Source organism: Sphingomonas sp. TDK1 (assembly GCF_001650735.1).
GTDB lineage: Bacteria > Pseudomonadota > Alphaproteobacteria > Sphingomonadales > Sphingomonadaceae > Sphingomonas.
On sequence record NZ_LXVY01000017.1, the window covers coordinates 126341 to 146769 of the forward strand.

The 20429-nt window shown below is 67.4% G+C and carries 16 protein-coding genes; 11 read left to right on the forward strand and 5 right to left on the reverse strand.

Annotation, left to right across the window (positions count from 1 at the left end):
- Positions 1-7: 7 nt before the first annotated feature.
- From A7X12_RS11165 to A7X12_RS11200, 8 genes are read left to right on the forward strand one after another with little or no spacing between them, the layout of a single operon-like run.
- Positions 8-1795 (forward strand): ABC transporter ATP-binding protein/permease, encoded by a 1788-nt coding sequence (locus tag A7X12_RS11165; RefSeq protein ID WP_064311691.1) that lies wholly within the window; start codon positions 8-10, stop codon positions 1793-1795.
- On the forward strand, positions 1792-3144 hold the full coding sequence (locus A7X12_RS11170) for a TldD/PmbA family protein (protein ID WP_064311692.1): 1353 nt from the start codon (positions 1792-1794) through the stop codon (positions 3142-3144). The genes A7X12_RS11165 and A7X12_RS11170 overlap by 4 nt, the downstream gene beginning before the upstream one ends.
- Positions 3141-4589 (forward strand): metallopeptidase TldD-related protein, encoded by a 1449-nt coding sequence (locus A7X12_RS11175; protein ID WP_064311693.1) that lies wholly within the window; start codon positions 3141-3143, stop codon positions 4587-4589. The genes A7X12_RS11170 and A7X12_RS11175 overlap by 4 nt, the downstream gene beginning before the upstream one ends.
- Before the next feature lie 35 nt (positions 4590-4624).
- On the forward strand, positions 4625-4972 hold the full coding sequence (locus A7X12_RS11180) for a thioredoxin family protein (protein WP_198161998.1): 348 nt from the start codon (positions 4625-4627) through the stop codon (positions 4970-4972).
- Positions 4969-5559, forward strand: a complete 591-nt coding sequence (locus tag A7X12_RS11185) for a hypothetical protein (protein WP_064311694.1) — start codon at positions 4969-4971, stop codon at positions 5557-5559. Before A7X12_RS11180 ends, A7X12_RS11185 begins: the two co-directional genes overlap by 4 nt.
- Positions 5556-7583 carry a M3 family metallopeptidase gene (locus A7X12_RS11190; RefSeq protein WP_064311695.1) on the forward strand — a complete coding sequence of 676 codons (2028 nt, stop codon included), beginning with the start codon at positions 5556-5558 and terminating at the stop codon, positions 7581-7583. Before A7X12_RS11185 ends, A7X12_RS11190 begins: the two co-directional genes overlap by 4 nt.
- Positions 7583-8413, forward strand: a complete 831-nt coding sequence (gene kynA, locus A7X12_RS11195; protein WP_064311696.1) for a tryptophan 2,3-dioxygenase — start codon at positions 7583-7585, stop codon at positions 8411-8413. Before A7X12_RS11190 ends, kynA begins: the two co-directional genes overlap by 1 nt.
- Positions 8410-9486: a PLP-dependent cysteine synthase family protein gene (locus A7X12_RS11200; RefSeq protein ID WP_064311697.1), complete on the forward strand. Its 1077-nt coding sequence runs from the start codon at positions 8410-8412 to the stop codon at positions 9484-9486. The genes kynA and A7X12_RS11200 overlap by 4 nt, the downstream gene beginning before the upstream one ends.
- 243 nt (positions 9487-9729) lie before the next feature.
- Here A7X12_RS11200 and A7X12_RS11205 read toward each other — a convergent pair whose 3' ends face one another.
- Positions 9730-10902, reverse strand: coding sequence for a hypothetical protein (locus tag A7X12_RS11205; protein ID WP_198161999.1), 1173 nt, complete (start codon positions 10900-10902; stop codon positions 9730-9732).
- Complete coding sequence (locus A7X12_RS11210; protein WP_064311698.1) at positions 10884-13622, reverse strand: TonB-dependent receptor; 2739 nt, start codon at positions 13620-13622, stop codon at positions 10884-10886. Before A7X12_RS11210 ends, A7X12_RS11205 begins: the two co-directional genes overlap by 19 nt.
- 129 nt (positions 13623-13751) lie before the next feature.
- Here A7X12_RS11210 and A7X12_RS11215 point away from each other — a divergent pair, with 129 nt between their 5' ends.
- The gene (locus A7X12_RS11215; RefSeq protein WP_157105574.1) at positions 13752-14867 is read left to right on the forward strand and encodes an ROK family transcriptional regulator; all 1116 of its coding nucleotides are present in this window, start codon (positions 13752-13754) and stop codon (positions 14865-14867) included.
- On the opposite strand, the gene A7X12_RS11220 is transcribed toward A7X12_RS11215, so the two are convergent.
- Positions 14782-16224 carry an MFS transporter gene (locus tag A7X12_RS11220; RefSeq protein ID WP_084445356.1) on the reverse strand — a complete coding sequence of 481 codons (1443 nt, stop codon included), beginning with the start codon at positions 16222-16224 and terminating at the stop codon, positions 14782-14784. The genes A7X12_RS11215 and A7X12_RS11220 overlap by 86 nt on opposite strands.
- 1247 nt (positions 16225-17471) lie before the next feature.
- On the opposite strand from A7X12_RS11220, the gene A7X12_RS25925 reads away from it, so the two are divergent.
- Positions 17472-17939: a cupin domain-containing protein gene (locus tag A7X12_RS25925; protein WP_064311701.1), complete on the forward strand. Its 468-nt coding sequence runs from the start codon at positions 17472-17474 to the stop codon at positions 17937-17939.
- A gap of 49 nt (positions 17940-17988) precedes the next feature.
- On the opposite strand, the gene A7X12_RS11230 is transcribed toward A7X12_RS25925, so the two are convergent.
- Both A7X12_RS11230 and A7X12_RS11235 read right to left on the reverse strand, forming a co-directional pair.
- A complete protein-coding gene (locus tag A7X12_RS11230; protein ID WP_064311702.1) occupies positions 17989-18999 on the reverse strand; it encodes an aldo/keto reductase in 1011 nt (336 codons plus the stop codon).
- Between the two features lie 17 nt (positions 19000-19016).
- Positions 19017-19313, reverse strand: a complete 297-nt coding sequence (locus A7X12_RS11235) for a putative quinol monooxygenase (protein ID WP_064311703.1) — start codon at positions 19311-19313, stop codon at positions 19017-19019.
- Positions 19314-19578: 265 nt separating this feature from the next.
- Here A7X12_RS11235 and A7X12_RS11240 point away from each other — a divergent pair, with 265 nt between their 5' ends.
- Positions 19579-20373 carry a type 1 glutamine amidotransferase domain-containing protein gene (locus A7X12_RS11240; RefSeq protein ID WP_064311704.1) on the forward strand — a complete coding sequence of 265 codons (795 nt, stop codon included), beginning with the start codon at positions 19579-19581 and terminating at the stop codon, positions 20371-20373.
- Positions 20374-20429: the final 56 nt, after the last annotated feature.

The following is a 20429-nucleotide window of genomic DNA, read 5'->3' on the forward strand; positions in this document are numbered from 1 at the left end:
GTTGACCATGCCGTCCCAGCCCGCTCCCTCCGATACCCCCCGTCGCCTGACGGGGGGTATCTCCTCCCCGCCGAGCGCCGGGCGCTGGCGGCACGCATGGCATTTCTACACCAGCTACTGGACCTCGAAGCATTGGAAGGCGGCCTGGGCGTTGCTGCTCGTCCAGATCGCCTTCCAGTTCAGTGGGGTCTATGTCTTCCTGCTGGCCAATCGCTGGCAGCAGAACTTCTTCAACAGCGTCGAGCAGCGGCAAGTCTCCGCTTTTGCGGGATATATGCTGGCGTTTCTCGGCATCCTGGCGCTGCAGATGGTGCTGGTGGTCGTCGAGCCGGCGATGCGGCGGCTGCTGTGCCTGAACTGGCGCGTGTATCTGACCGAGACATATGTCGATCGCTGGCTGTCGCGGAATCGCTATGCCGAGATCGAGCGGCTGCGGATGATCGACAATCCCGATCAGCGCATTGCCGATGACATCCGCTTCATCACCGATCCCGAGGTGGGATCGATGGGCATCTTCTTGAGCGCCATCGACGCCGTGGTTGGCGTCTGGGTGATCGTTCGCATCCTGTTGGAAACCGCGCCGCCGCTCTACCTCGCCGCGTTTGGCATGTCGGTGTCGATCCCTGGCAGCACTGTCTGGTACGCGGTCGCCTATGAACTGGTCGGCGGCGTCGCCATCGTGCTGCTCGGCCGGCCCTATATCCGCGCGATGGTCCGGTGGCAGCATCGCGAGGCTGATTTCCGCTCCAACCTTGTCCATGTCCGCCGCAACGGGGCGCAGATCGGGCTTGCCGACGCAGTGCCAATCGAGCGCGCGTCGCTGCGTGGCCATATCGCCGATATCCGGCGGAGGTGGCGGTCGGTCATCCTGTCGCTCATCGGCCTCAATACGGTCAACGGCCTTCATGATCGCCTTGTCGGGATCGTTCCGCTGTTCGTTCTCGTCCCCCGTTATTTTGCCGGTGCGATCACCTTCGGCCAGGTGATGGGCGCGCGCGACGCATTCCAGAATCTTACCCCCCGGCTCGGCTTCTTCGTGCAGGCCTATCCGCGGATCGCGACCCAGATCTCGTACGTTGTGCGTATCCGCGCGCTGGATCAGGCGATCGATTATGAGCGGCCGGCGGGGATCACCACCAGCACGGCGGCGCCCGCCGTTGTCGCGCTCGCCACCTCGGGCCTGCTGCTGCGGCGCCCGCATGGCGAGCCGCTGGTCGAGGTCGGCGACTGGCAGGTACGCCCCGGCGAACGCTGGGTGATCCGCGGGCCCTCGGGCGCGGGCAAGAGCACGCTGCTCCGCGCGCTTGCCGGGCTGTGGCCAGACGGCGACGGGCAGGTCGCACTCGCCGATCGCACCAGCGCGATGTTCGTGCCGCAGCGGCTGTACCTGCCGATGGGATCGCTCAAGGCGGCGATCTGCTTCCCCGACCCGGCGGACACGTATGAAGACGGCGAAATCTTCGCGTTGCTCGACCAGGTCCATCTTGCCCATCTCGGGGACGATCTGCACGCCGAGCGCCTGTGGCAGGAGGAACTGTCACCGGGCGAACAGCAGCGCATCGCGCTGGCCCGTATCCTGCTCCAGCGGCCGTCGCTGCTGATCCTCGACGAAGCGACCAGCGCGCTGGACCCGGCCAATACCGAGCATTTCCACGAACAGCTCCACCGGTATCTGCCCGACGTGACGCTGATCAGCGTGGTGCATGACGAGCGGCTCCACCGCTATCACGACCATGCGCTGGTGATCGATAACGGCCGCGCCACCACCGGCCCGATCGAAGGGCGCGTATCATGAGCCTGCTCACCACCGATGCCGTGCAGATGCGCGCCGTCGCCGCGGCCGCTGTCGATACCGCTCGCCGGCTGGGCGCCGAGCATGCGGTCGTCTCCGCCCGCGCCACCGCCGCCGTGCAGGTAACGGCACGCCAGGGCGCCATCGATACCGCGCTGCGTGACGCCCGCCAGTCGCTGACCCTGCGGCTGTATCGCGGCGCCCGGGTCGGAGTCGCGACGACCGCCGCGCTCGATCCGGACTCGGTGCGCCGCGCCGCGGAGGAAGCGCTCGCGCTGGCCGCGCTGATGCCGGAAGATCCCGATGGGCTGCCGGCATCGCTGGCCGACATGGCGACCGAAGTGCCGCTGCCGTTGCTCAATGCGCCATCCCGGCGCGATCCGGGCGCGCTGCGGGCCTTGGCCCTGAAAGGCGACGCGGCGATCCGCGCGGCGACGGTGCCCGCCGGCGTCACGGTGGAAACCGTCGCGATGGGCGTCTCGACCAGCGAAAGCGTCGCGGCGCTGGCGACCAGCGCCGGCTTCTGCCGTACCCAGGAATTCTCCAACCAGAGCGCCTGGGCGGTCGCGCTGGCGCGCGACGCGAACGGGGCGGGCAACGAATTCGCCGACAGCCACGATCGGCGCTTCGAGAATCTGGTCCCGGTCGAGACGCTGGCGGCGCGTGCCGCGGCGCGGGCGGCCCGGCAGATGGGTGCCCGCGCGGTGGCGAGCCATCGCGGCCCGGTGCTGCTCGAACCCCGCATCGCGGCGGCGTTGCTCGGCGACCTGATCACCGCGCTGACCGGTAGCGCCCAGGACCAGAAGCGGACCTTTCTCCCCGGGGCGCTCGGCATGGTGGTTGCCGCCGAGCATCTGGAACTGCACGAGGATCCGCACGAGCCCTTCGGCCTGGCGAGCGGCGCCTTCGACAGCGAGGGCGTGGCGGGGCAGCGCCGGGCGATCCTGCACGATGGGCTCGCGCTCGGCTATTTCCTTGGGACGCGGTCCGCGCGGCGGCTGGGGATGGTGTCGACCGGCAATGCCGACGGGCCGTGGAACCTGCGGCTCGGCAGCCGCCTGCCGGGCGTCGATTTCGACGGGCTCTGCCAACAGATGGGGCAGGGGCTGGTAATCACCCGGATGATGGGCGGCGCGACCGATCCGGTGACCGGCAACTGGACGCAGGCGGTCTCCGGCCTCTGGGTCGAGAGCGGGGTGCCGGTGCATGCGGTGACCGACGTGACCGTCGGCGGCAATCTTCGCGACATGTGGAAGGCGGTCCTGGCGGTCGGCACCGATGTGGAGCGCAACGGCGCGATCCGCACCGGCTCGCTGCTGATCGATGGCCTGCAGATCGGAGGCGCGGCATGACGACGCCCTTTAATTTCGAAGCGGTTGCGGCGCGGATCTTCACGCCTTCGGACCTCGACCCCACCGATCTCTCGCGGACCCTGGGCGCGCTGGCGATGGGCGGGATCGACCTGGCCGATCTCTTCTTCGAATCGAAGCGCTCGCGCAGCTTCCGGCTCGAAAACGGCCGGGTCGCGGGTGGATCGTTCCAGATCGACCAGGGCGTCGGGGCCCGCGTCGCGCGCGGCGGGCAGGTGGCGTTCGCCCATTCCGCCGATATGCGCCCGGCGGCGCTGGCGACGCTGGCGGAGGCGGTGCGCGGTCTCGACGGCGGGTCCGGCGGCGAGGCGCGGGTACCGCTGGCCGCCCGCGCGCCCGACCATGCGCTCTATCCGCCGATCGATCTCGACGCGGCAGGCGATGCTGCCACCTGGATCGCGCTGCTCGGCACGATCGACGCGAAGGCGCGGGCGGCGGACCCGCGGGTCGTGCAGGTCAGCGCTTTCGTCCGCGTGGTCGACCAGGCGATCCTCGTCGCCGATCTCGACGGGCGGTTCGCCAGCGACCTTCGCCCGATGGTGCAGCTCTTCGTCGACGTCGTCGCCGAGTCCGGCGGACGCCGCGCGCGCGGCCAGGGCGGGCTCGGCGGACGGCACGGCGCAGCGGAACTGCTCGGCGACCGGCTCGATGCGATGCTCGCCAAGGCAGTGACGATGGCGGTGACCAATCTGGACGCCCGCCCCGCGCCCACCGGTACCATGCCGGTGGTGCTGGGGCCGGGCTATCCCGGCGTGCTGTTCCACGAAGCGATCGGGCACGGCCTGGAAGCCGATCACCATCGCAAGAAACTCTCCGTGTTCGACGGCAAGATGGGCGAGCGGATCGCCGCGCCGGGCGTCACGGTGGTCGATGACGGCAGCCTTCCCGGACGAATCGGCTCGCTCGGCGTCGACGACGAAGGTGTACCCGGCGCGCGCACGACGCTGATCGAAGACGGCTTCCTGACCGGGCTGCTGCAGGACCGGCTGAACGCCGGGCTGATGAACGGCCTGCCGACCGGCAATGGTCGCCGCCAATCCTATGCCCATCTGCCGATGCCGCGGATGACCAACACCTTCCTGGTCGCCGGGCAGGATGATCCGGCCGACATCGTCGCCTCGGTGCGGGACGGGATTTATGCCACCGCCTTTGGCGGCGGGCGGGTCGACATCGTCACGGGCAGGTTCAACTTCAGCACTACCCAGGCATGGCGGATCGAGAATGGCCGCATCACCGCGCCGGTCGAAGGTGCGACGCTGATCGGTGTCGGCCATGAGGCGCTGCGGCACATCTCCAGGATCGGCAACGACCTGGCGCTCGACGACGGCGTCGCCAGCTGCAGCAAGCAGGGCCAGAATCTCGACGTCGGCGTGGGCCAGCCGACCATCCGCATCGACCAGATGATGGTCGGCGGCGGCACCGCATGACCCTTCCCCCCCCTCTCCAAGTGAAAGACGTTGCTGTGAGCAATTCCCTGATCCTGATCCAAGGCGACGACCTCGCGCCTCTCGATGCGGCGGCCGGCGAACGGGTGCAGATGCTGGTGTTCAGCGCGACCTGGTGCGGCCCCTGCAAGGCGATGGCCCCGGTGGTGGAGGACATCGCCGCCGCCTATGCCGCCGAGGTCGCCGTGGCAAAGATCGACATCGAACAGTCGCCCGAAATCGCGAAGGCGTTCGACGTGCGCGGCGTGCCGACGCTGATCGTCCGCCGCGGCGAGACGATCGATCGGCATGTCGGCGCGCTGACTCGCACCCGCCTGGCGATGATGCTGGATGCCGCCCTGGAAGACGGAAACCGGCCGGCATGACCAGCCACGCAATGGCCGCGCTGCTGCCGGCGGTGAAACTGGATGCATCGACACCGGTCGGCGACGATGCCGATGTGGCGCTGCTGGCCTGGATGCTGGAGGCGACCCGCCCTTGGCCCGCGCAGGCCGAGGCGACGCTCCAGGCGCTGCTCGATGCACATCGCGGCGGGCAGGCCGATCCCGCCGCCTGGCGCGGCCTGCGTCGGGCGGCGGTGACACTGGGCGACGAGGGCGATCCGCACCTGACGGCGCTGGGTCGGGTTGCCGAGGCGGCCGCTTGGCCGCTGGGGAACTCCGCCTCCGCGCTGGTCGAGCTGCTGCGCGCCATCTGCCAGCTGCGCGCCTTCCAGGCGTCGCGCGCGAGCGGGTGGACGACGCGGGATCAGGAAGAGGCCGAGACCATCCTCAACGGCATCGCCGACGGCGACGGCACGCGGGTTCCCGAACGGCACGAAATCCCGGGCCTGTTCCAGGTCAGCCATCCCGCGCTGGCGAAACGCTTCGTCGCGCAGCTCGAGGCGTCGAACCAGGCCTACCGCCAGTTTTCGGCCGATGTCGCCGCGTGGATCAAGGGAACCTTGTCATGACGCTCGCCGCACTGACTCGTCCGACCGAATTGCCGCCCTTCGATGCGCTGACGCCCGAGGTGATCCTGCCCACGCTGGACCGCGTCATCGCCGATCAGGACATGGTGGTCGCGCTGCTGCTGCGCACCAAGCCGACGACGTTCGAAGGCCTGTGGATGCCGTTGGAGCGCGCCGACAGCGCTATCCGGGCGCTCTGGTCGGCGGTGTCGCACCTGAACAGTGTCGCGGACAGCCCGGCGCTGCGGCCGGTCTATGCCGAGGGCATGCGGCGGCTGGTGGAGTCGGAGACCCGCCTGTACCAGAACCGACCTCTGTACGATCTGCTGGTCGCGCTATCCGCGACGCCGGCCTTCGCCGCGCTGCCCCGGGCCGATCGTGTGGCAGTGGAGCGCGCGATCCGCGATTTCACCCTGGGCGGCGTGGCGCTCGAACCGGCGGCGCGGCAACGCTATGGCGAGATCGCGCTCGAGCTGTCGCAACTGGCGACCGAGTTCGGCAGTGCGGTGCTCGACGCCACCGATCACTGGTCCGAGCATGTTACGGATCCGCGCCTGCTCGCTGGGCTGTCCAAGGCGGATCGCGCGATGTTCGCGGCCGCGGCCGAAGCGAAAGGCTTGGACGGATGGCTGGTGACCCTGCACTTTCCCAGCATCCGCGCCATCCTGACGTTCGCCGAGAATCGTGACCTGCGCGCCCGCGTCTATCGGGCGTCGGGCACGCGCGCCTCGGACCAGGGGCCGGATGCCGGCCGGTTCGACAACGGCCCGCGCATCGCGCGGATCCTGGCGCTGCGGCACGAAAGCGCGCGGCTGCTCGGTTTTGCCGATCCCGTCGCCGCGTCGCTCGCCACCAAGATGGCACCCGATGCGGGGAGCGTGCTCGACTTCCTCCGCGAATTGGCAGAGCGCGCCCGGCCGATCGCCGAACGCGAACTCGACACGCTGCGCGCCTTCGCCGCCACCGAGCTCGGCATCGACGATCTCCAGCCCTGGGACATCGACTATGCGGGCGAGCAGCTGCGCGTATCGCGCTATGCGCTCGACGAGCAGGCGGTACGCGCCTATTTCCCGATCGACTGCGTGCTCCAGGGCTGGAGGGCGCTGCTCGAGCGCTTGTTCGGCATCCGCCTCACGGCGCGGGACGACATCGCGCTCTGGCATCCGGACGCCGCTTATTACGATGTCGAGGACGAGGCCGGCACGGTGTTCGCGGGGCTCTATCTCGATCTCCATGCGCGCGCGGGCAAGCGGGGCGGAGCGTGGATGTCCGATGCGCGCCCCCGGCTGCGGGATGGCGACGAGGTCGCGATGCCGGTCGCCTATCTGGTCTGCAATTTCGCGCCCCGCGGCGGCGACGTGCCGCCGCTGCTCGCGCATGGCGACGTGCTCACGTTGCTGCACGAGACCGGCCACTGCCTGCACCATCTCTGCACGCAGGTCGATCGCCCGAACATCGGCGGGGTCAACGGTTTCGAATGGGACGCGGTCGAGCTGCCCAGCCAGTTGATGGAGGATTTCGGCTGGGATCGCGCGGTGCTGGCCAGCATGTCCGGCCATTACCAGAGCTTCGCGCCGCTGCCCCAGGCGTTGTTCGACAAGCTGCTGGCGGCGCGCCGTTTCCAGTCCGGCCTGTCGATCGTCCGCCAGATCGAGTTCGCGCTGTTCGATCTGGTGCTCCATCTCGGAACGCTGGGTAGCGACCCGATGGAGGTGCTCGAGATCGTGCGCGAGGAAGTGGCGGTGGTCCGCCCGCCCGAATGGCACCGTTTTCCGCACGCCTTCAGCCATATCTTCGCGGGCGGCTATGCCGCCGGTTATTACAGCTATCTCTGGGCGGAGGTGCTTGCGGCCGACGGCTTCCAGCGATTCGTCGCCGCCGGCGGAATCGACCGGACAATCGGCGACCAGTTCCGCGCCCAGGTGCTGGCACATGGCGCCAGCCGCCCCGCGGCGGAGAGCTTCCGCGCCTTTCGCGGGCGCGACCCGGAGATCGAGGCGCTGCTGATGCGTCGCGGGCTGGCTTGATGCAGGCAGCCTTCGATCCGGCGACCGACGGCGCGGAAACCGCTTTCCGCGACCGCATGTCCTATGGCGACTATCTGGGGCTCGACGGCATCCTGGGTGCCCAGCACCCCTTGTCGCAGGCGCATGACGAGCTGCTGTTCATCGTCCAGCACCAGACCAGCGAGCTATGGCTCAAACTCGCGCTGCACGAGCTGCGGGCGGCGACCATGGCGATCGCCGAAGACCGGCCCCGCATGGCGTTCAAGCACCTTGCGCGGGTGACGCGGATCTTCGAACAGCTCAACGGCGCCTGGGACGTGCTGCGGACGATGACGCCCAGCGAATATTCGGAGTTCCGCCCGTCGCTGGGGCAGTCCTCGGGCTTCCAGTCCTATCAGTATCGCGCGATTGAATTCATCGTCGGCAATCGCAATCCCGCGATGCTGAAGCCGCACGGCCATCGCCCCGATCTGGAGGATGCGCTGCGCGCCCTTCTGGCGGCGCCCAGCCTCTATGACGAGGCGTTGCGGCTGCTCGCCCGCCGCGGCTTCGCGATCGGGCCGGAGCGAGCCGATCTCCGCGATCCGCGCAGCGCCAGCGACGAGGTGGTCGCCGCCTGGGCGCAGGTCTATGCCGATCCGCAAGCGCATTGGGATCTCTACGAACTGGCCGAAAAGCTCGTCGATTTCGAAGACTATTTCCGCCGCTGGCGCTTCAACCATCTCACCACGGTCGAGCGGGTGATCGGCTTCAAGCGCGGCACCGGCGGCACGTCCGGCGTCGCCTATCTGCAGCGGATGCTCGGCGTCGTGCTCTTCCCTGAATTATGGCAGGTACGGACGATCCTATGAACAACGCACCCGGACGCGCGGGCCGCGCCTGGCTCGACGAGGCCGTGCGCAAGATCGAGGCCGATTTCAACCGCTCGGCCGATACCCATCTGATCCATGTGCCGCTGCCCCGGTTTCCGGGGATCGACCTGTATCTCAAGGACGAGAGCTCGCACCCGACCGGCAGCCTCAAGCATCGGCTCGCCCGCTCGCTGTTCCTCTATGCGCTGTGCAACGAATGGATCGGGCCGGGCAGCTGCGTGATCGAGGCGTCGTCGGGGTCGACGGCGGTGAGCGAGGCCTATTTCGCGCGGATGCTGGGGCTGCGGTTCATCGCCGTGGTCCCGGCCTCGACGGCGGCGCCCAAGCTCGACGCGATCCGCTTCAACGGCGGCGAGATCCACGCGGTCGACGATCCGCGCACCGTCTACGATGTCGCCCAGCGGCTCGCGGTGGAGACCGGCGGCCATTATCTCGACCAGTTCACCTATGCCGAGCGCGCCACCGACTGGCGCGGCAACAACAACATCGCCGAAAGCATCTTCAGCCAGATGGCCGAGGAGCGTTTTCCGATTCCCAGCTGGATCGTGTGCGGGGCGGGCACCGGCGGCACCTCGGCGACGATCGGACGCTTCGTGCGCTACCAGCGGCACGCGACCCGGCTATGCGTCGCCGATCCGGTCGACTCGATCTTCCACCGCCATTTCGCCGATCGCACGCTGGCGACGCTGCCCCAGGGCTGTGCCAGCTGTATCGAAGGGATCGGCCGGCCGCGCGTCGAGCCCAGCTTCCTCGCCAGCGTCATCGATCGTGCGATCGCGGTGGCGGACGGCGACAGCATCGGTGCGATGCGCGCGCTCTCCGCGGCGCTCGGTCGCAGCGTGGGCGGGTCGACCGGTACCAATCTGTGGGCCTGTATGCAGATTGTCGAGGAGATGGCGGCGGCGGGGGAGCAGGGCAGCGTGGTGACGCTGCTGTGCGATGGCGGCGAGCGCTACAGCTGCACCTATTATCGTGACGCGTGGCTCGCGGAGCGGCGGCTGTCCTGGCAGCCGGCGGAGGCTGCTGCCGGAAATTTCCTCGGCCTTGGTTGATCGCGGGCCCCGCAGGGGCCCCTTGCAGGACTACAGGACCACAGGGCGGCCGGGCGATGTCGGTGCCTCGCAGCCATATGGCGCGCAACCTCTCGTTATCGCCCGGCTCGTGAACCCGCAGTGTCCTTCAAGATCGCGCCGATCCTTTCGGTATCAAGCGCTCGGCTTGCGCCGATGGCGTATCACCCACGCCAGACGCGCGGCCGTCATGGCCGGTAGACGAATACCCATTGCGGAAATCCTTCATTGTTCGCTGGCGGGGTTGGGAACGGGGCCGGGCGCGCGCGTCTCCGGGCCGAAAAAGACCGAAGGCGGCGGCGGCGGCGCGGCGGCCGGAGAAAGCAGCGCGCCGGTATCGGGGTCGTAGCGGAACAGCTCGGTCACGCCGCCGCTCACCACGGTGAGCGTGCCGGCAAGATCGTCGGCAACCGCGATCCGCGTCGAGGATCCGTCGGGGCAGTCGACGCGGCCGCCGGTCTGGAAGCCCGCGCTGCCATCGGGGCGGATCCGGCAGGGGGCGGCGCCGGGGCGGCCGATCTCCAGCCAGCCTTCGGGGGTGATCCGGTGGCTGTAGACCGCGCGGCCGTCGGGACCGATCGTGGTGAACACCTCGCCTCGGCCATAGCGGCGCACGCTGCCGTCGCCGTTCTTCACGCCGACGATGTTGTGCGACAGCAGACCGTCCGGTCCGATATAGAAATGGCCGATCTGCGTTCCCGTGTCGCTGGGCCAGCGCAGATGCATGTGGATGTGCGGCGGCGCGTCGCTATGGCCATGGGGGGCGTTGGTATCGAACCCCATGATCTGGATGCGCCCGAGGCCGAGCCGCTCGACCTCCTCGCCCAGGCCGAGCCGGCGCACCACCTCGCGCTGGGCGAATTCCAGCGTGTCGGCGGCGCGACGTTGCAGGTCCGGGAAGACGCCCGTCGCATAGGCACCCGCCCGGCGGGCCGGATCGGCATGCTCGAACCGCAACACCATGCCCGGCTCGACGATGTGGGTCGCGACCTCGGCGGCAGTGATCGCGTCGGACGCGACCGGGGGCAGTTGCACGAGGACGCCGCCCGCCACGGGCCGGAAGGGAATGTCGCCCCCCGACAGGATCACGCGGCGCACGGCACCCTTGGGTCCCGTGAAGCCAAGCTCGAGCGTCCGGCGTCGGGGAACGCGCAGCGCCACCACCGTCTCACGCGGATTGTCGGCGTTGAACAAGGGCGTGCTGACCGGCGTGCAGGCAGGGCAAGACGCTGGGTCGAAGCGCGCGACCGGGCCCCCCGGCGAGCCGCGCTTGGCGAACTTCAGCACGATCTGCACGCTGTCGTCGGCCCGCTGCGCGGCGGCTCCCGACGGCGTCGCCGTCAGGAGCAGCAGCGGCATGGCCCAGAAGCCGCGCCGGCTCACCGCTTCGGCTTCCACGACAGGCCCAGCCAGAAGGTCCGGCCCACTGGGAAGAAGTAATTGACATAGTCGCGCCCGACGCCCTGGCGCACGATGAAGGGCTCCTTGGTCAGGTTCTGCACCTGGCCGACCAGTTCCAGGCCGTGATGCAGCGTCAATCGCGCCTGCAGGTCCAGCTGCTGGCGGGGCTCCTGATACAGGTCGCGCGTCGGGGTATCGCCGTCAGCCGATTGCAGCGCGCGTCCGATCCGGTTGTACGAGGCGCGCAGCTCGACCGGGCCGGTGGCGTAGAACAGGGTGACGTTGCCGATATAGGTGGGCTGCTGGATCAGGCCGCTGGTCCGCCGAACGGCCGGCAGACCGCTCGCGATGCCCGCCGCGCTGACCGGCTGGTCGAACGATCCGTCGAGCAGCGTCACGTTGGTGTTGAAGCCGAGGCCCGGCACCGCCGCGATCCGATCGAGGGTGTAGCTGGCTTCCAGACCCTTCACCCGTGCCTTGGCGGCATTGCGCGGCGTGGTGACGAACACGGTCTGGTAGGTCGTGCCGCCGAAGCTGGTCGGGCTGCCCTGTTGCGTCGAGGTGAAGATCTCGTTCCGAATGTCCTTGGCGAAGGCGGCGAGCGAGACCATCCCGGCGCTGCCGAGATACCATTCATAGGACAGGTCGTAATTCCACGCCTCGCGCGGCTTCAGATCGGGGTTGCCGGTGTTGATCGTCAGCGTGCCGTCGGTGCCCACGCCATAGGTGGTGCGCGCCGCATATTGGCTGAAGTCGGGGCGGCCGATCGTCTTGGACACGCCCGCGCGCAGGCGCATGCCGTCGCCCAGCGCATAGGTGGCGAGGGCGGATGGCAGCCAGAAGCCATAGTCGGTCAGGCGCCGCTGCGGGGTGTAGCTGGTCGCGCTCAGCAGCTGGTTGGTGTCGACGGTCAGGTCGGCATGATCGTAGCGGACGCCGGCCTGAAGATCGAACCGATCGGTGCGGAAAATCCCCTGGAGATAGGCCGCCTTCACCGTCTCGCGGTCGTGGAAGTCGTCGCCGACATTATTGGCCAGCTGGTTGGTCGCGACGAAGGCGGACGGGTTGGCGTTGAAGCGCGCCCAGGCGGCGGCGCGGTTGATCAGCAGATAGGGGACGCCCGGCGTCTCATAGGTCGCGGGCTTCTGCGGATAGATCAGGCCGGTCAGCGTGCCGACGCTTGCCTGGCCTGCCGCGGTTCCCGGCACATATTCCAGATAGCGCTGGTCATAGGCGACGTCGGAGCGGGTCACCGCCGCACCGAGATTGACGCCGAACCCGCGATCCTCGGCCGCCGCATTATAGCCGAGATTGACCGTCGCGAAGTCCACGGTCGAATCCTGGTCGCGGTGGATGTCGCGATAATAGAGCGCCTTGTAGGAGTCCGGGTTGGCGGCCTGTGCCGGATCGTTGAAGGCCAGCCGCGGCCGCCCGTCGACGATCGTGTAGCTATAGCCATAGGCCGGCAGGAAGCCGTTCGACGCCGCGCCCGGCTTGGGGGCGACGTCATATTTGATCATCTCGCGATGCTCGCGATAGGTCGCCTTGGAGCGGGCGAGCGTGGCGTCCAGCACCCAGCCCGCGCCGAAGTCATGGCGGCCCTTCAGGTCGATCAGATAGGTGTCGCGCTTGACCGGCTGGAACGTCAGGCCTTGTTGCGTGTCGCCCTGCGCGAAGCGGCCGGTGGTGGCGGTGGTCGCGGTCGGCGCGCCGGTGGGCTGGGTCAGCGCCTCGTAGCGGGTCTCCGTGTCGGTATCGTGATAATAGCCGCCGAACAGCGACAGCTGCGTCGCCTCGTCCGGGTGCCATTCCAGCTTGAGATTGCCGGACAGGCGCGTCCGCAGATTCTCGAAGAAATAATCCTGGTTGCGGACCGGGGACAGGAATCCGGTCGAGGCGCCGGGGAAGGGCGTGCGCGCGCCGGCGGCGGTATAATAGCTCCAGCCCGCACCGGGCGTATCGCCGGGAAGCTCCGCGCGCGCCGTGGAGGGAAGGCGCTGATATTCCACCGACGCGACGACCCCGAACTGTTCGTCCGGCCCGAACCGCCGCGCCGCCGTGGCATCGGCACGCACCGCAGCACTGCCGCCGCGTACCAGCTTGCCTGCCGTGTCGTTATAGCCGGCATTGGCGTTGACGACGAAGAAGCGGTCGCCGTTCTGGTCGAACGCGCTCTTCGACACCAGGTTGATCTGGCCGCCCAGCGCGTGCGGATCATAGCGCGGCGACAGGCTCTTGATCGCCTCGATCCTGGCGACGAGCGAGGCCGGCAGCATGTCCAGCCGGGCGCCGCGATAGATCCAGTCGGGCGAGGCGAGCGGGATCCCGTCGATGGTGACGAGATTGTAGCGCGGGTCGAGCCCGCGGATGGTGGCGCGCTGATAGATGTCGCGGTTCTTGGTCGGGTCGGCGCCGCCGACGACCGAGACGCCGGTGATGCGGCGGCTGGCCTCGACGATATTGAGGTCGGGCAGCCGGCCCACATCATCCTGCGCCACCGCGTCGAGGATCACGGCGGCGTCCTTCTTCGCCTTCACCGCCGAGCGCTGCGACGCGCGGAAGCCGGTGACGACGATCTCGCCGCCTTCGCCCGCCGATTGCCCCGCCGCGACAGGCGCGTCCGGCGCCGTCTGGGCCAGCGCCGAGAGCGGCAATCCTGCCAGCATCGTCCCCGCCAGCAAGGCCGCAAGGCGCTGCGTTCCGTTCCCGTTCGTCATTGTCATCCCCTGAGTGATTCTCGCGTTGATCGCGACTCGATATATATCACTCTGTATGATATTATTTTGACAGCAGCCACTGGCGCGGCGAGAAAGACGCGATTAGCCAGTCGCGATGAGGAACGAGGCGTGAAGAGTCAGGGCTTGTCCAAGCGGGCGCGGGGCGTGTTGGCGATGGTGCGCCGCCATGGCCGGGTTTCGCGCGCCGTGCTGATCCGCGAGAGCGGGCTGTCGGGCACGGCGATCTTCCGCGCGACCGAAGAGCTGGAGGCCGCGGGACTGGTACGGAGCGGCGATCCCGTCATCGCCGGCCGCGGCCAGCCGAGCACGTCGATCGAGATCGAGCCCGATGCGGCGTTCAGCCTGGGCCTGTCGGTGATGACCGACCGGGCCGATGTCGTGCTGGTCGATCTGGCCGGTACCGTCCGGGCGCGACGCGAGGTGACGCTGCCCGGCATGCCGCGCGGCGCGATGCTCGACGCGGCCGTGCGCTTCGGCACCGACTATCTGGCGCAGGCCGGCGTCGATCGGCGGCGGCTGCTGGGGCTCGGCGTCGCGGTGGCGGGCTATTTCGTCGATCCGGGCACGGTGAATCCGGCGCCGGAACTGGAGGAATGGGCGCTGGTCGCACTGGACGCCGAGATCGCCCGCCAGGTCGCCCTGCCGGTCGCGGTCGAGAACATCGCCAGCGCCGCGGCGCTGGGCGAGCGCCTGCTCGGCGTCGGTGCGCGCTATGCGAGCTTCTGCTACATCAACGTCGCCGCCGGGTTCGGCGCGGGGATCGTCGTCGACGGCGCCCTGCTGCGCGGGCGCCACGGCAATGCCGGCGAGATCGGCGGCCTGTTCCTGTCGAGCGGACGGATCACCCCCAATCTGGCAACGCTGCACGACTGTCTCGCCGCCCATGGCACCCGGTGCGACGGCATTTCGGACATGGTCGCACGCTTCGATCCCCAATGGCCGGGGGTCGATGCCTGGGTGGCGGCGCATCAGCCGTCCTTCTCCTATCTGTTCGGCGCGCTGCGGCTGACGCTCGACTGCGAGGCGCTGATCCTTGGCGGACGCCTGCCCCGCGCGCTCGCGCAGCGGATCCTCGACGGCATCGACTGGCCGGAAAACCATTGGCCGATCCGTCGCGGGCGCCGCGCCCCCGCGACCCTCACCCAGGTAGCCGGCCTCGAACCCGAACTCTCGGGTCCGCTGGGCGCCGCGGCGCTGATCTTCCATCAGACCTTGTTCGCCTGAACGCCACGTCGAGGGCGAGCGCGATGCAGATGCCGGCGATGGCGAGCAGCATCCCCACCATCAGCAGCGACGGCAGCGAAAACGGGTCGCGCAGCGCGGTACGATAGGAGGAAAGGGCGAGCACCTGCCCGGTCAGCAGCATCGCTGCCGACTGGGCAAGCTTCGACACACAGGTGAACGCCCCGACATGGCGCGTGGCATTGCCCTGCGCCGCCCGATCCGCCATCGCAGACCACAGCATCAGCCACAGCCCGCCCGATCCCGCGCCGAAGCCCAGTCCCACGGCGATCGCGCTGGCGGTCGATGCGCGCTGCGTGCCGAGCAGGACCGCGGCAGAAAGTAGCGACAGGGCGGCCGCTGCGGCCAGCATCGCCTCGATCGACCAGCGGTTTCGGCACCAGAGCCAAAGCGGCTGGCTGACGGTGGCGCCGATCGCGGTCCAGAGCAGCAACGCCGCGTTATGGCCAACGAAGGCGGCGTAATAGGGCTCGGTGGCGCGAAAAACGGTGCCGGCGAACGTCACGCCGGCCAGCGCGGCCAGAACCGTGGAGAAAGGCACCGACGCGGGCGTCGCATGGTACAGCACGGGCCGCAGGGGCGCCACGCGGCCGCCGGCCCGTGGCAATCGCCATGCGGAAGCGCAGGCCAAGGATGCCACGGCCGCGGCCCACAACAGGTAGCCCCAAGGATCGCGATACTGGATGAGCAGCGGCGCTGCCACCGCGCACACCAGGATTCCGGCAATCCCCGAAGCGATGTTGCGATGGGCGATCAGCCCGCGTCGCTCACGGGCGGTGATCGGCAGCAACGACGGTGCCGCATTCTGCGCCACGTCGAGCAGCGGATAGCTGGCACGAAAACCGAGCAGCGTCCCCAATGCCCAGAGCGGGCGGGCCGCCTCCCACACCAGCGGCGTGAGGCAGAACAGCAAGAAACAGGCGCAGATCAGCGGGGCAGCGCGAGCCTGCATCCGATAGGCCGCGCCGAGACTGTCGACACGCTGTCCCCACCATTTGCCGAGCGCGAGGTCGACCAGCCCATTCAGCAGCAGCGACGCTGTCAATATCCACCCCATGGCATCGGGTGCGACGCGGCTGATTTCCGTGAGAAAGAAGCCGAAGAGCAGGGTGCTGGCGTGCCAGAGTTGGCTCTTTGCAAAATGCGCCAGCAGATAGGAAGGGATGCCGCTCGCCGATGATGGGACAGAGCGCAATAAACGTCGGATATGTCCCTCCTTCGTCATCCCCCCTGTGTGGCGAGGGCTTTCAAGGCCCCCGATAGCGTCGAACCATGCTGTTTTTGTGTACGCGACCGTGGATGTCCAAGCGTGATAGGTCCGGTGAACCGATGGGGACATCGTTATGATCTGCCCCCTTCCGAGGGCCCCGTCGACGATCCCGGTTGGGACAACGCGGGAGGAATGGAATGAGTCACAAGTACAAGCCGGAGGCGATCATGGGCAAGCTGCGTGAAGCGGAAATCGGGGGCCGCCTCGAACCATCGAATGTCGCCGTCGCCGACGGCTGATGCCTAGATACAAGGGACGTTCAGCGGCCGGTTTCGGTACGAACAGACGCACATAAACGACCGGCTCTGGCCGACGCCCGTCGTGCCGTTTGGGGTCATCGTGTCAGTAATGTCTAAAGCCAACGTGCCAATCCATCAGAACGGGCGTCAATCGTTGATGGCGCTTACCAATCCTCCGCATGAGACCGTTCAAGATCCTGACGGACAAAGCAGCTGACGAAGGTTCAGGCGGGTCCGGACGAAACCTCAGGGGGCCCAAAGCGGGCGTTCCGCAAGCCGTATCTGCAGTCTCGGCGGGCCTTCGTGCCGCCTTTCCCATAAGGCGCCATTACGCGAAACGTCAGGAAAATGGCGGATTCCGGAGGGTCGCGAGGATGTGACCACATATGGGAGCGAACTTCACCTCTTATGGGCGAAGCGACAACAACGTTGCTGGATGTCTGCGGAAAGGTGGATGGTGCCGGGGACGGAATCGAACTGGCTGAAATATGAAAGTTAATTCAAAGAATTGAACAAGATACCGTCAGCCCTGATACCGCGCGATATACCGTCACCGGCAAATGTTGGGTGGGTTCGATTCCAAAATGGCTGGCGATTCCAGCTTTGTTTGGGTCTAACGCAGGATGAGACATTGGCATCTGGCGCCCAGAAATGCAAGTCTGAGCAAGAAACGGCGGGTATTCGACTTCCGCGGTACCGGCGCTTGTAAAGTCAATGATCCCATCCGTGCGTGGACTCGGCGAGGCGCCTGCACCAGACTTGCGCTCGTGTCGGAGTTCACCCGCTGGCGATGGCGAAAAGTGGGACTAAGCTGTCGTTTACCTAATGACGCCGCAATGGCAGGTTTTGGCAAGTGCTGTCGGTAGGCAACATATACTTGCGTCATTTCTGGCCATTATTGTGTTGTCCACGATAGCCATGACCATCCTACTGCGTTCGCCGATGCGCTGCGAGGCAGCAGGGAGACTGCGACAAGATGCGTGGTCATCGCCCCGACACCGGTTTTTACCCCAGTTAACTCGACACGCGTCGACATCCCCGGCACTTGGATCGAGCATCGTCGTGGGAGGAAGAGCCTTGCACCACAGTCGAGTTTTTCAGCTTGTAGCGGCAGCACTTGCTCTAGCGACGGCGCCCCTCACGCTTGCGGCAAAGGTGCCGCATGCGGCAGTGGGCGAGCGGCCTCGATCAGCCTCGGTGCATACCCGGGAAATCGTACGCACGACGCTGACGACATCGGGCAAGCCCATCGTGATGCCCGAAGGGCAGATCGAGACCGTTGTCACGAAATACCGCATCGGTCCGCGCGCCGTTTTGCCGTTGCACAAGCATGTCTATCCCCGCTTCGGCTTTGTTCTGTCAGGCGCAATCGCTGTGGGACAGCCGGCGGGCAGAGGCATTTTCCGCGTCTTCAAGGCAGGCGACTTCATCGTCGAGGACACGGAGACATGGCACGATGCCCGCAACCTGGAGACTCGGCCGGCCGAACTCCTCGTAATCGACCTCGTGCCGCCGGGCACCAGAAATATCGTCGCCGAACAATAGCGCCTTTATCAGCAAGGCTCGACTCCTGGCCAGACCACGGGCTGCAGCCTCACCCCCCTGCGCCGAAAGGCGCGGCGGGATCGATCAAACCTGCGTCGCGCAGCGCGCCCCAGAACTGCGGGGGGACCTTCTCCGTCAGCGCCGCGCGGTCCTCGGCGATGCGGGCAGGCCTGCTCGCACCGGGGATCACCGCCGCGACCGCCGGCTGGGCCAGCGCGAAATGCAATCCTGCAGCCTTCATGCTGATCCCGTAGCGATCGGCAATGGCCTTGATCGACGCGACCTTGGCGAGGATCTCGGCGCTGGCCGGCGCATATTCGAAGTTCGGCCCGCCGACGAGCACCCCCGAGCTATAGGGTCCGCCAACGACGATGCCGAGGTCCCGTTCGAGGATCCTGGGCATCAGGCGCTGCAGCGCGCGGCCGTGATCGAGCAGCGTGTAGCGGCCGGCGAGCAGCGACCCATCCGGCTGCGGCGCGTCGAGGTCGAGAAGAATCTCGATCGGCTCGACGCGATTGACGCCAAGACCCCAAGCCTTGATCACGCCCTCGCCCTTCAGCCGGTCGAGCACCTTGAAGGCACCCATGCGCGCGCTCTCGAATTGCTCGAGCCAAGCGTCGCCGTAAAAGTCCTGGGCGACATCGTGGACCCAGACTATATCGATGCGGTCGGTCTGGAGCCGTTTCAGGCTGTCTTCGATCGAGCGCAGCGTTGCGTCGGCCGAATAATCGTTGATCACCTTGTTCGCGCGACCATGAGCGAACACATCGCCCTTTTCGCCATTGTCGCGAGCGCCCTGCTCGACCTCGTCGAGAACGATACGGCCGACCTTGGTGCTGATCACATAGTCGTCGCGCGGCTTGTCCTTGAGGGCGATGCCCATGCGCAGTTCCGCCAGCCCGGCGCCGTAAAAAGGCGCATTGTCGAAATAGCGGATCCCATCCTGCCAAGCCGCTTCCACCGTCGCCAGCGCCTCGTCCTCGGGGATCGCGCGGAACATGTTGCCGAGCGGTGCAGCGCCGAAGCCAAGCCTGCCGGGCAGGATATCTTTGAGGGCCATGATCGAATTCCTCCTGGTCAGGCGACGATGCGCGGTTCGAGGTTGAATGCCTTCCGTTCCGCCAGCTGCGCGATGGTCGCCAGATAGTGCTGGAAGTGCGGCGTCGCGCGGTGCGCTTCCCGCGCCGCGGCATCGACATAGAGCTCGTCGAGGACGAAAACTCCCGGCTCGGCCTGATCTGCCCATAGGTCGTAGCGCAGATTTCCCGGCTCCGCCCGGCTCGGTTCCACCAGACCTTCGAGCAGCGTCCGCAATTCCGCTTCCCTGCCCGGTCCCGCGGTCAGCACGGCGACGGTCTTTACGTTGCTGGTCATCTCGCTTCCTCTTCAGCTGCGGTGCAATTTCCTGGTGCAGCGTGCCGCCAGACGGGGTTGTGCCGGGCGAAGGCCGACGTAGCGCAGATCGTCTCCGGATCGCAGTTAAGCCCGGTCAAATGTGGAGAATGTAGCGCAATGCGCAGTTCAGGGAGCGACCTACCTCCCTTTACGCGACGTTACCGCAATTGACGCCTCCTGGAGGATCAATGGGCTTAGATACGCCTGCACTGCTGCTGTGCCGATGGAGGCCAGGGAGGACAGGATGAGCAAAGGCAAGGTCGTCGTCATCGGTTCCAATGCGAACCGCATCGAAACCCAAGGTGGATATTGGGGAGACACGGGCAACTACCTGAACGAGACCGTGGTCCCGATGCTGGCGCTCATCGATGCCGGCTACGACGTCGTGCTCGCAACGCCCAATGGTGCCCGCCCGACGATGGACAAGGCGTCGGACTCGCCCGCGCACTTCGGGGGCGACGTGCACGCCTACGAGCACGCCAAGCTGTTCTGGATCGACGCCCCGGCGATGCAGGCCCGTACGCTCCGCTCGATCCTCGACGAGGGTATCGAATCCTATTACGGGGTCTTTATCCCTGGCGGCCAGGCCCCCATCGTCGACCTGATGCAGGAGCAGGAACTCGGCGAAATCCTTCGCCATTTCCACGCGCATCAGAAGCCGACGGCGATGCTCTGTCACGGCCCGATCTCCGCGACCGCCGCCATGCCCTATGCGCGCGAGTTCCGCGCCGCACTGATTGCGGGTGACCACGCCAAGGCGAAGGAATGGTCCAGAGGCTGGCAATATGCCGGCTACCGCATGACCGTGTTCCAGAAGTCCGAGGAAAAGGTGATCGAGGACACGATCCTCCACGCCAAAATCTATTTCGACATGCCCTATGCGCTCGGTCTCGCGGGCGCGGTCGTCGATACCGGTCCGGACTTCGAGCCCTATGTCATCGAGGATCGCGAACTGATCACCGGCCAGAATCCGCGCTCGGACCACCCGATCGCCGAGGCCCTCATCGCGGCGCTGGATCGCAAGCTCGGCCATGCCTGACCGCCGGCCGAACGCGATCTGAACGCGCACGCCGCGCGCACGCTTCGGTCTGGGTG

Coding starts and splice junctions, on each gene's coding strand:
- A7X12_RS11235 (WP_064311703.1), bottom strand. CDS start 19,313: ATGACCAGCAACGTAAAGACCGTCGCCGTGCTGACCGCGGGACCGGGC.
- A7X12_RS11210 (WP_064311698.1), bottom strand. CDS start 13,622: ATGACGAACGGGAACGGAACGCAGCGCCTTGCGGCCTTGCTGGCGGGG.
- A7X12_RS11230 (WP_064311702.1), bottom strand. CDS start 18,999: ATGGCCCTCAAAGATATCCTGCCCGGCAGGCTTGGCTTCGGCGCTGCA.
- A7X12_RS11185 (WP_064311694.1), top strand. CDS start 4,969: ATGACCAGCCACGCAATGGCCGCGCTGCTGCCGGCGGTGAAACTGGAT.
- A7X12_RS11220 (WP_084445356.1), bottom strand. CDS start 16,224: ATGTCCCCATCGGTTCACCGGACCTATCACGCTTGGACATCCACGGTC.
- kynA (WP_064311696.1), top strand. CDS start 7,583: ATGCAGGCAGCCTTCGATCCGGCGACCGACGGCGCGGAAACCGCTTTC.
- A7X12_RS11190 (WP_064311695.1), top strand. CDS start 5,556: ATGACGCTCGCCGCACTGACTCGTCCGACCGAATTGCCGCCCTTCGAT.
- A7X12_RS11200 (WP_064311697.1), top strand. CDS start 8,410: ATGAACAACGCACCCGGACGCGCGGGCCGCGCCTGGCTCGACGAGGCC.
- A7X12_RS11240 (WP_064311704.1), top strand. CDS start 19,579: ATGAGCAAAGGCAAGGTCGTCGTCATCGGTTCCAATGCGAACCGCATC.
- A7X12_RS11175 (WP_064311693.1), top strand. CDS start 3,141: ATGACGACGCCCTTTAATTTCGAAGCGGTTGCGGCGCGGATCTTCACG.
- A7X12_RS11165 (WP_064311691.1), top strand. CDS start 8: ATGCCGTCCCAGCCCGCTCCCTCCGATACCCCCCGTCGCCTGACGGGG.
- A7X12_RS11170 (WP_064311692.1), top strand. CDS start 1,792: ATGAGCCTGCTCACCACCGATGCCGTGCAGATGCGCGCCGTCGCCGCG.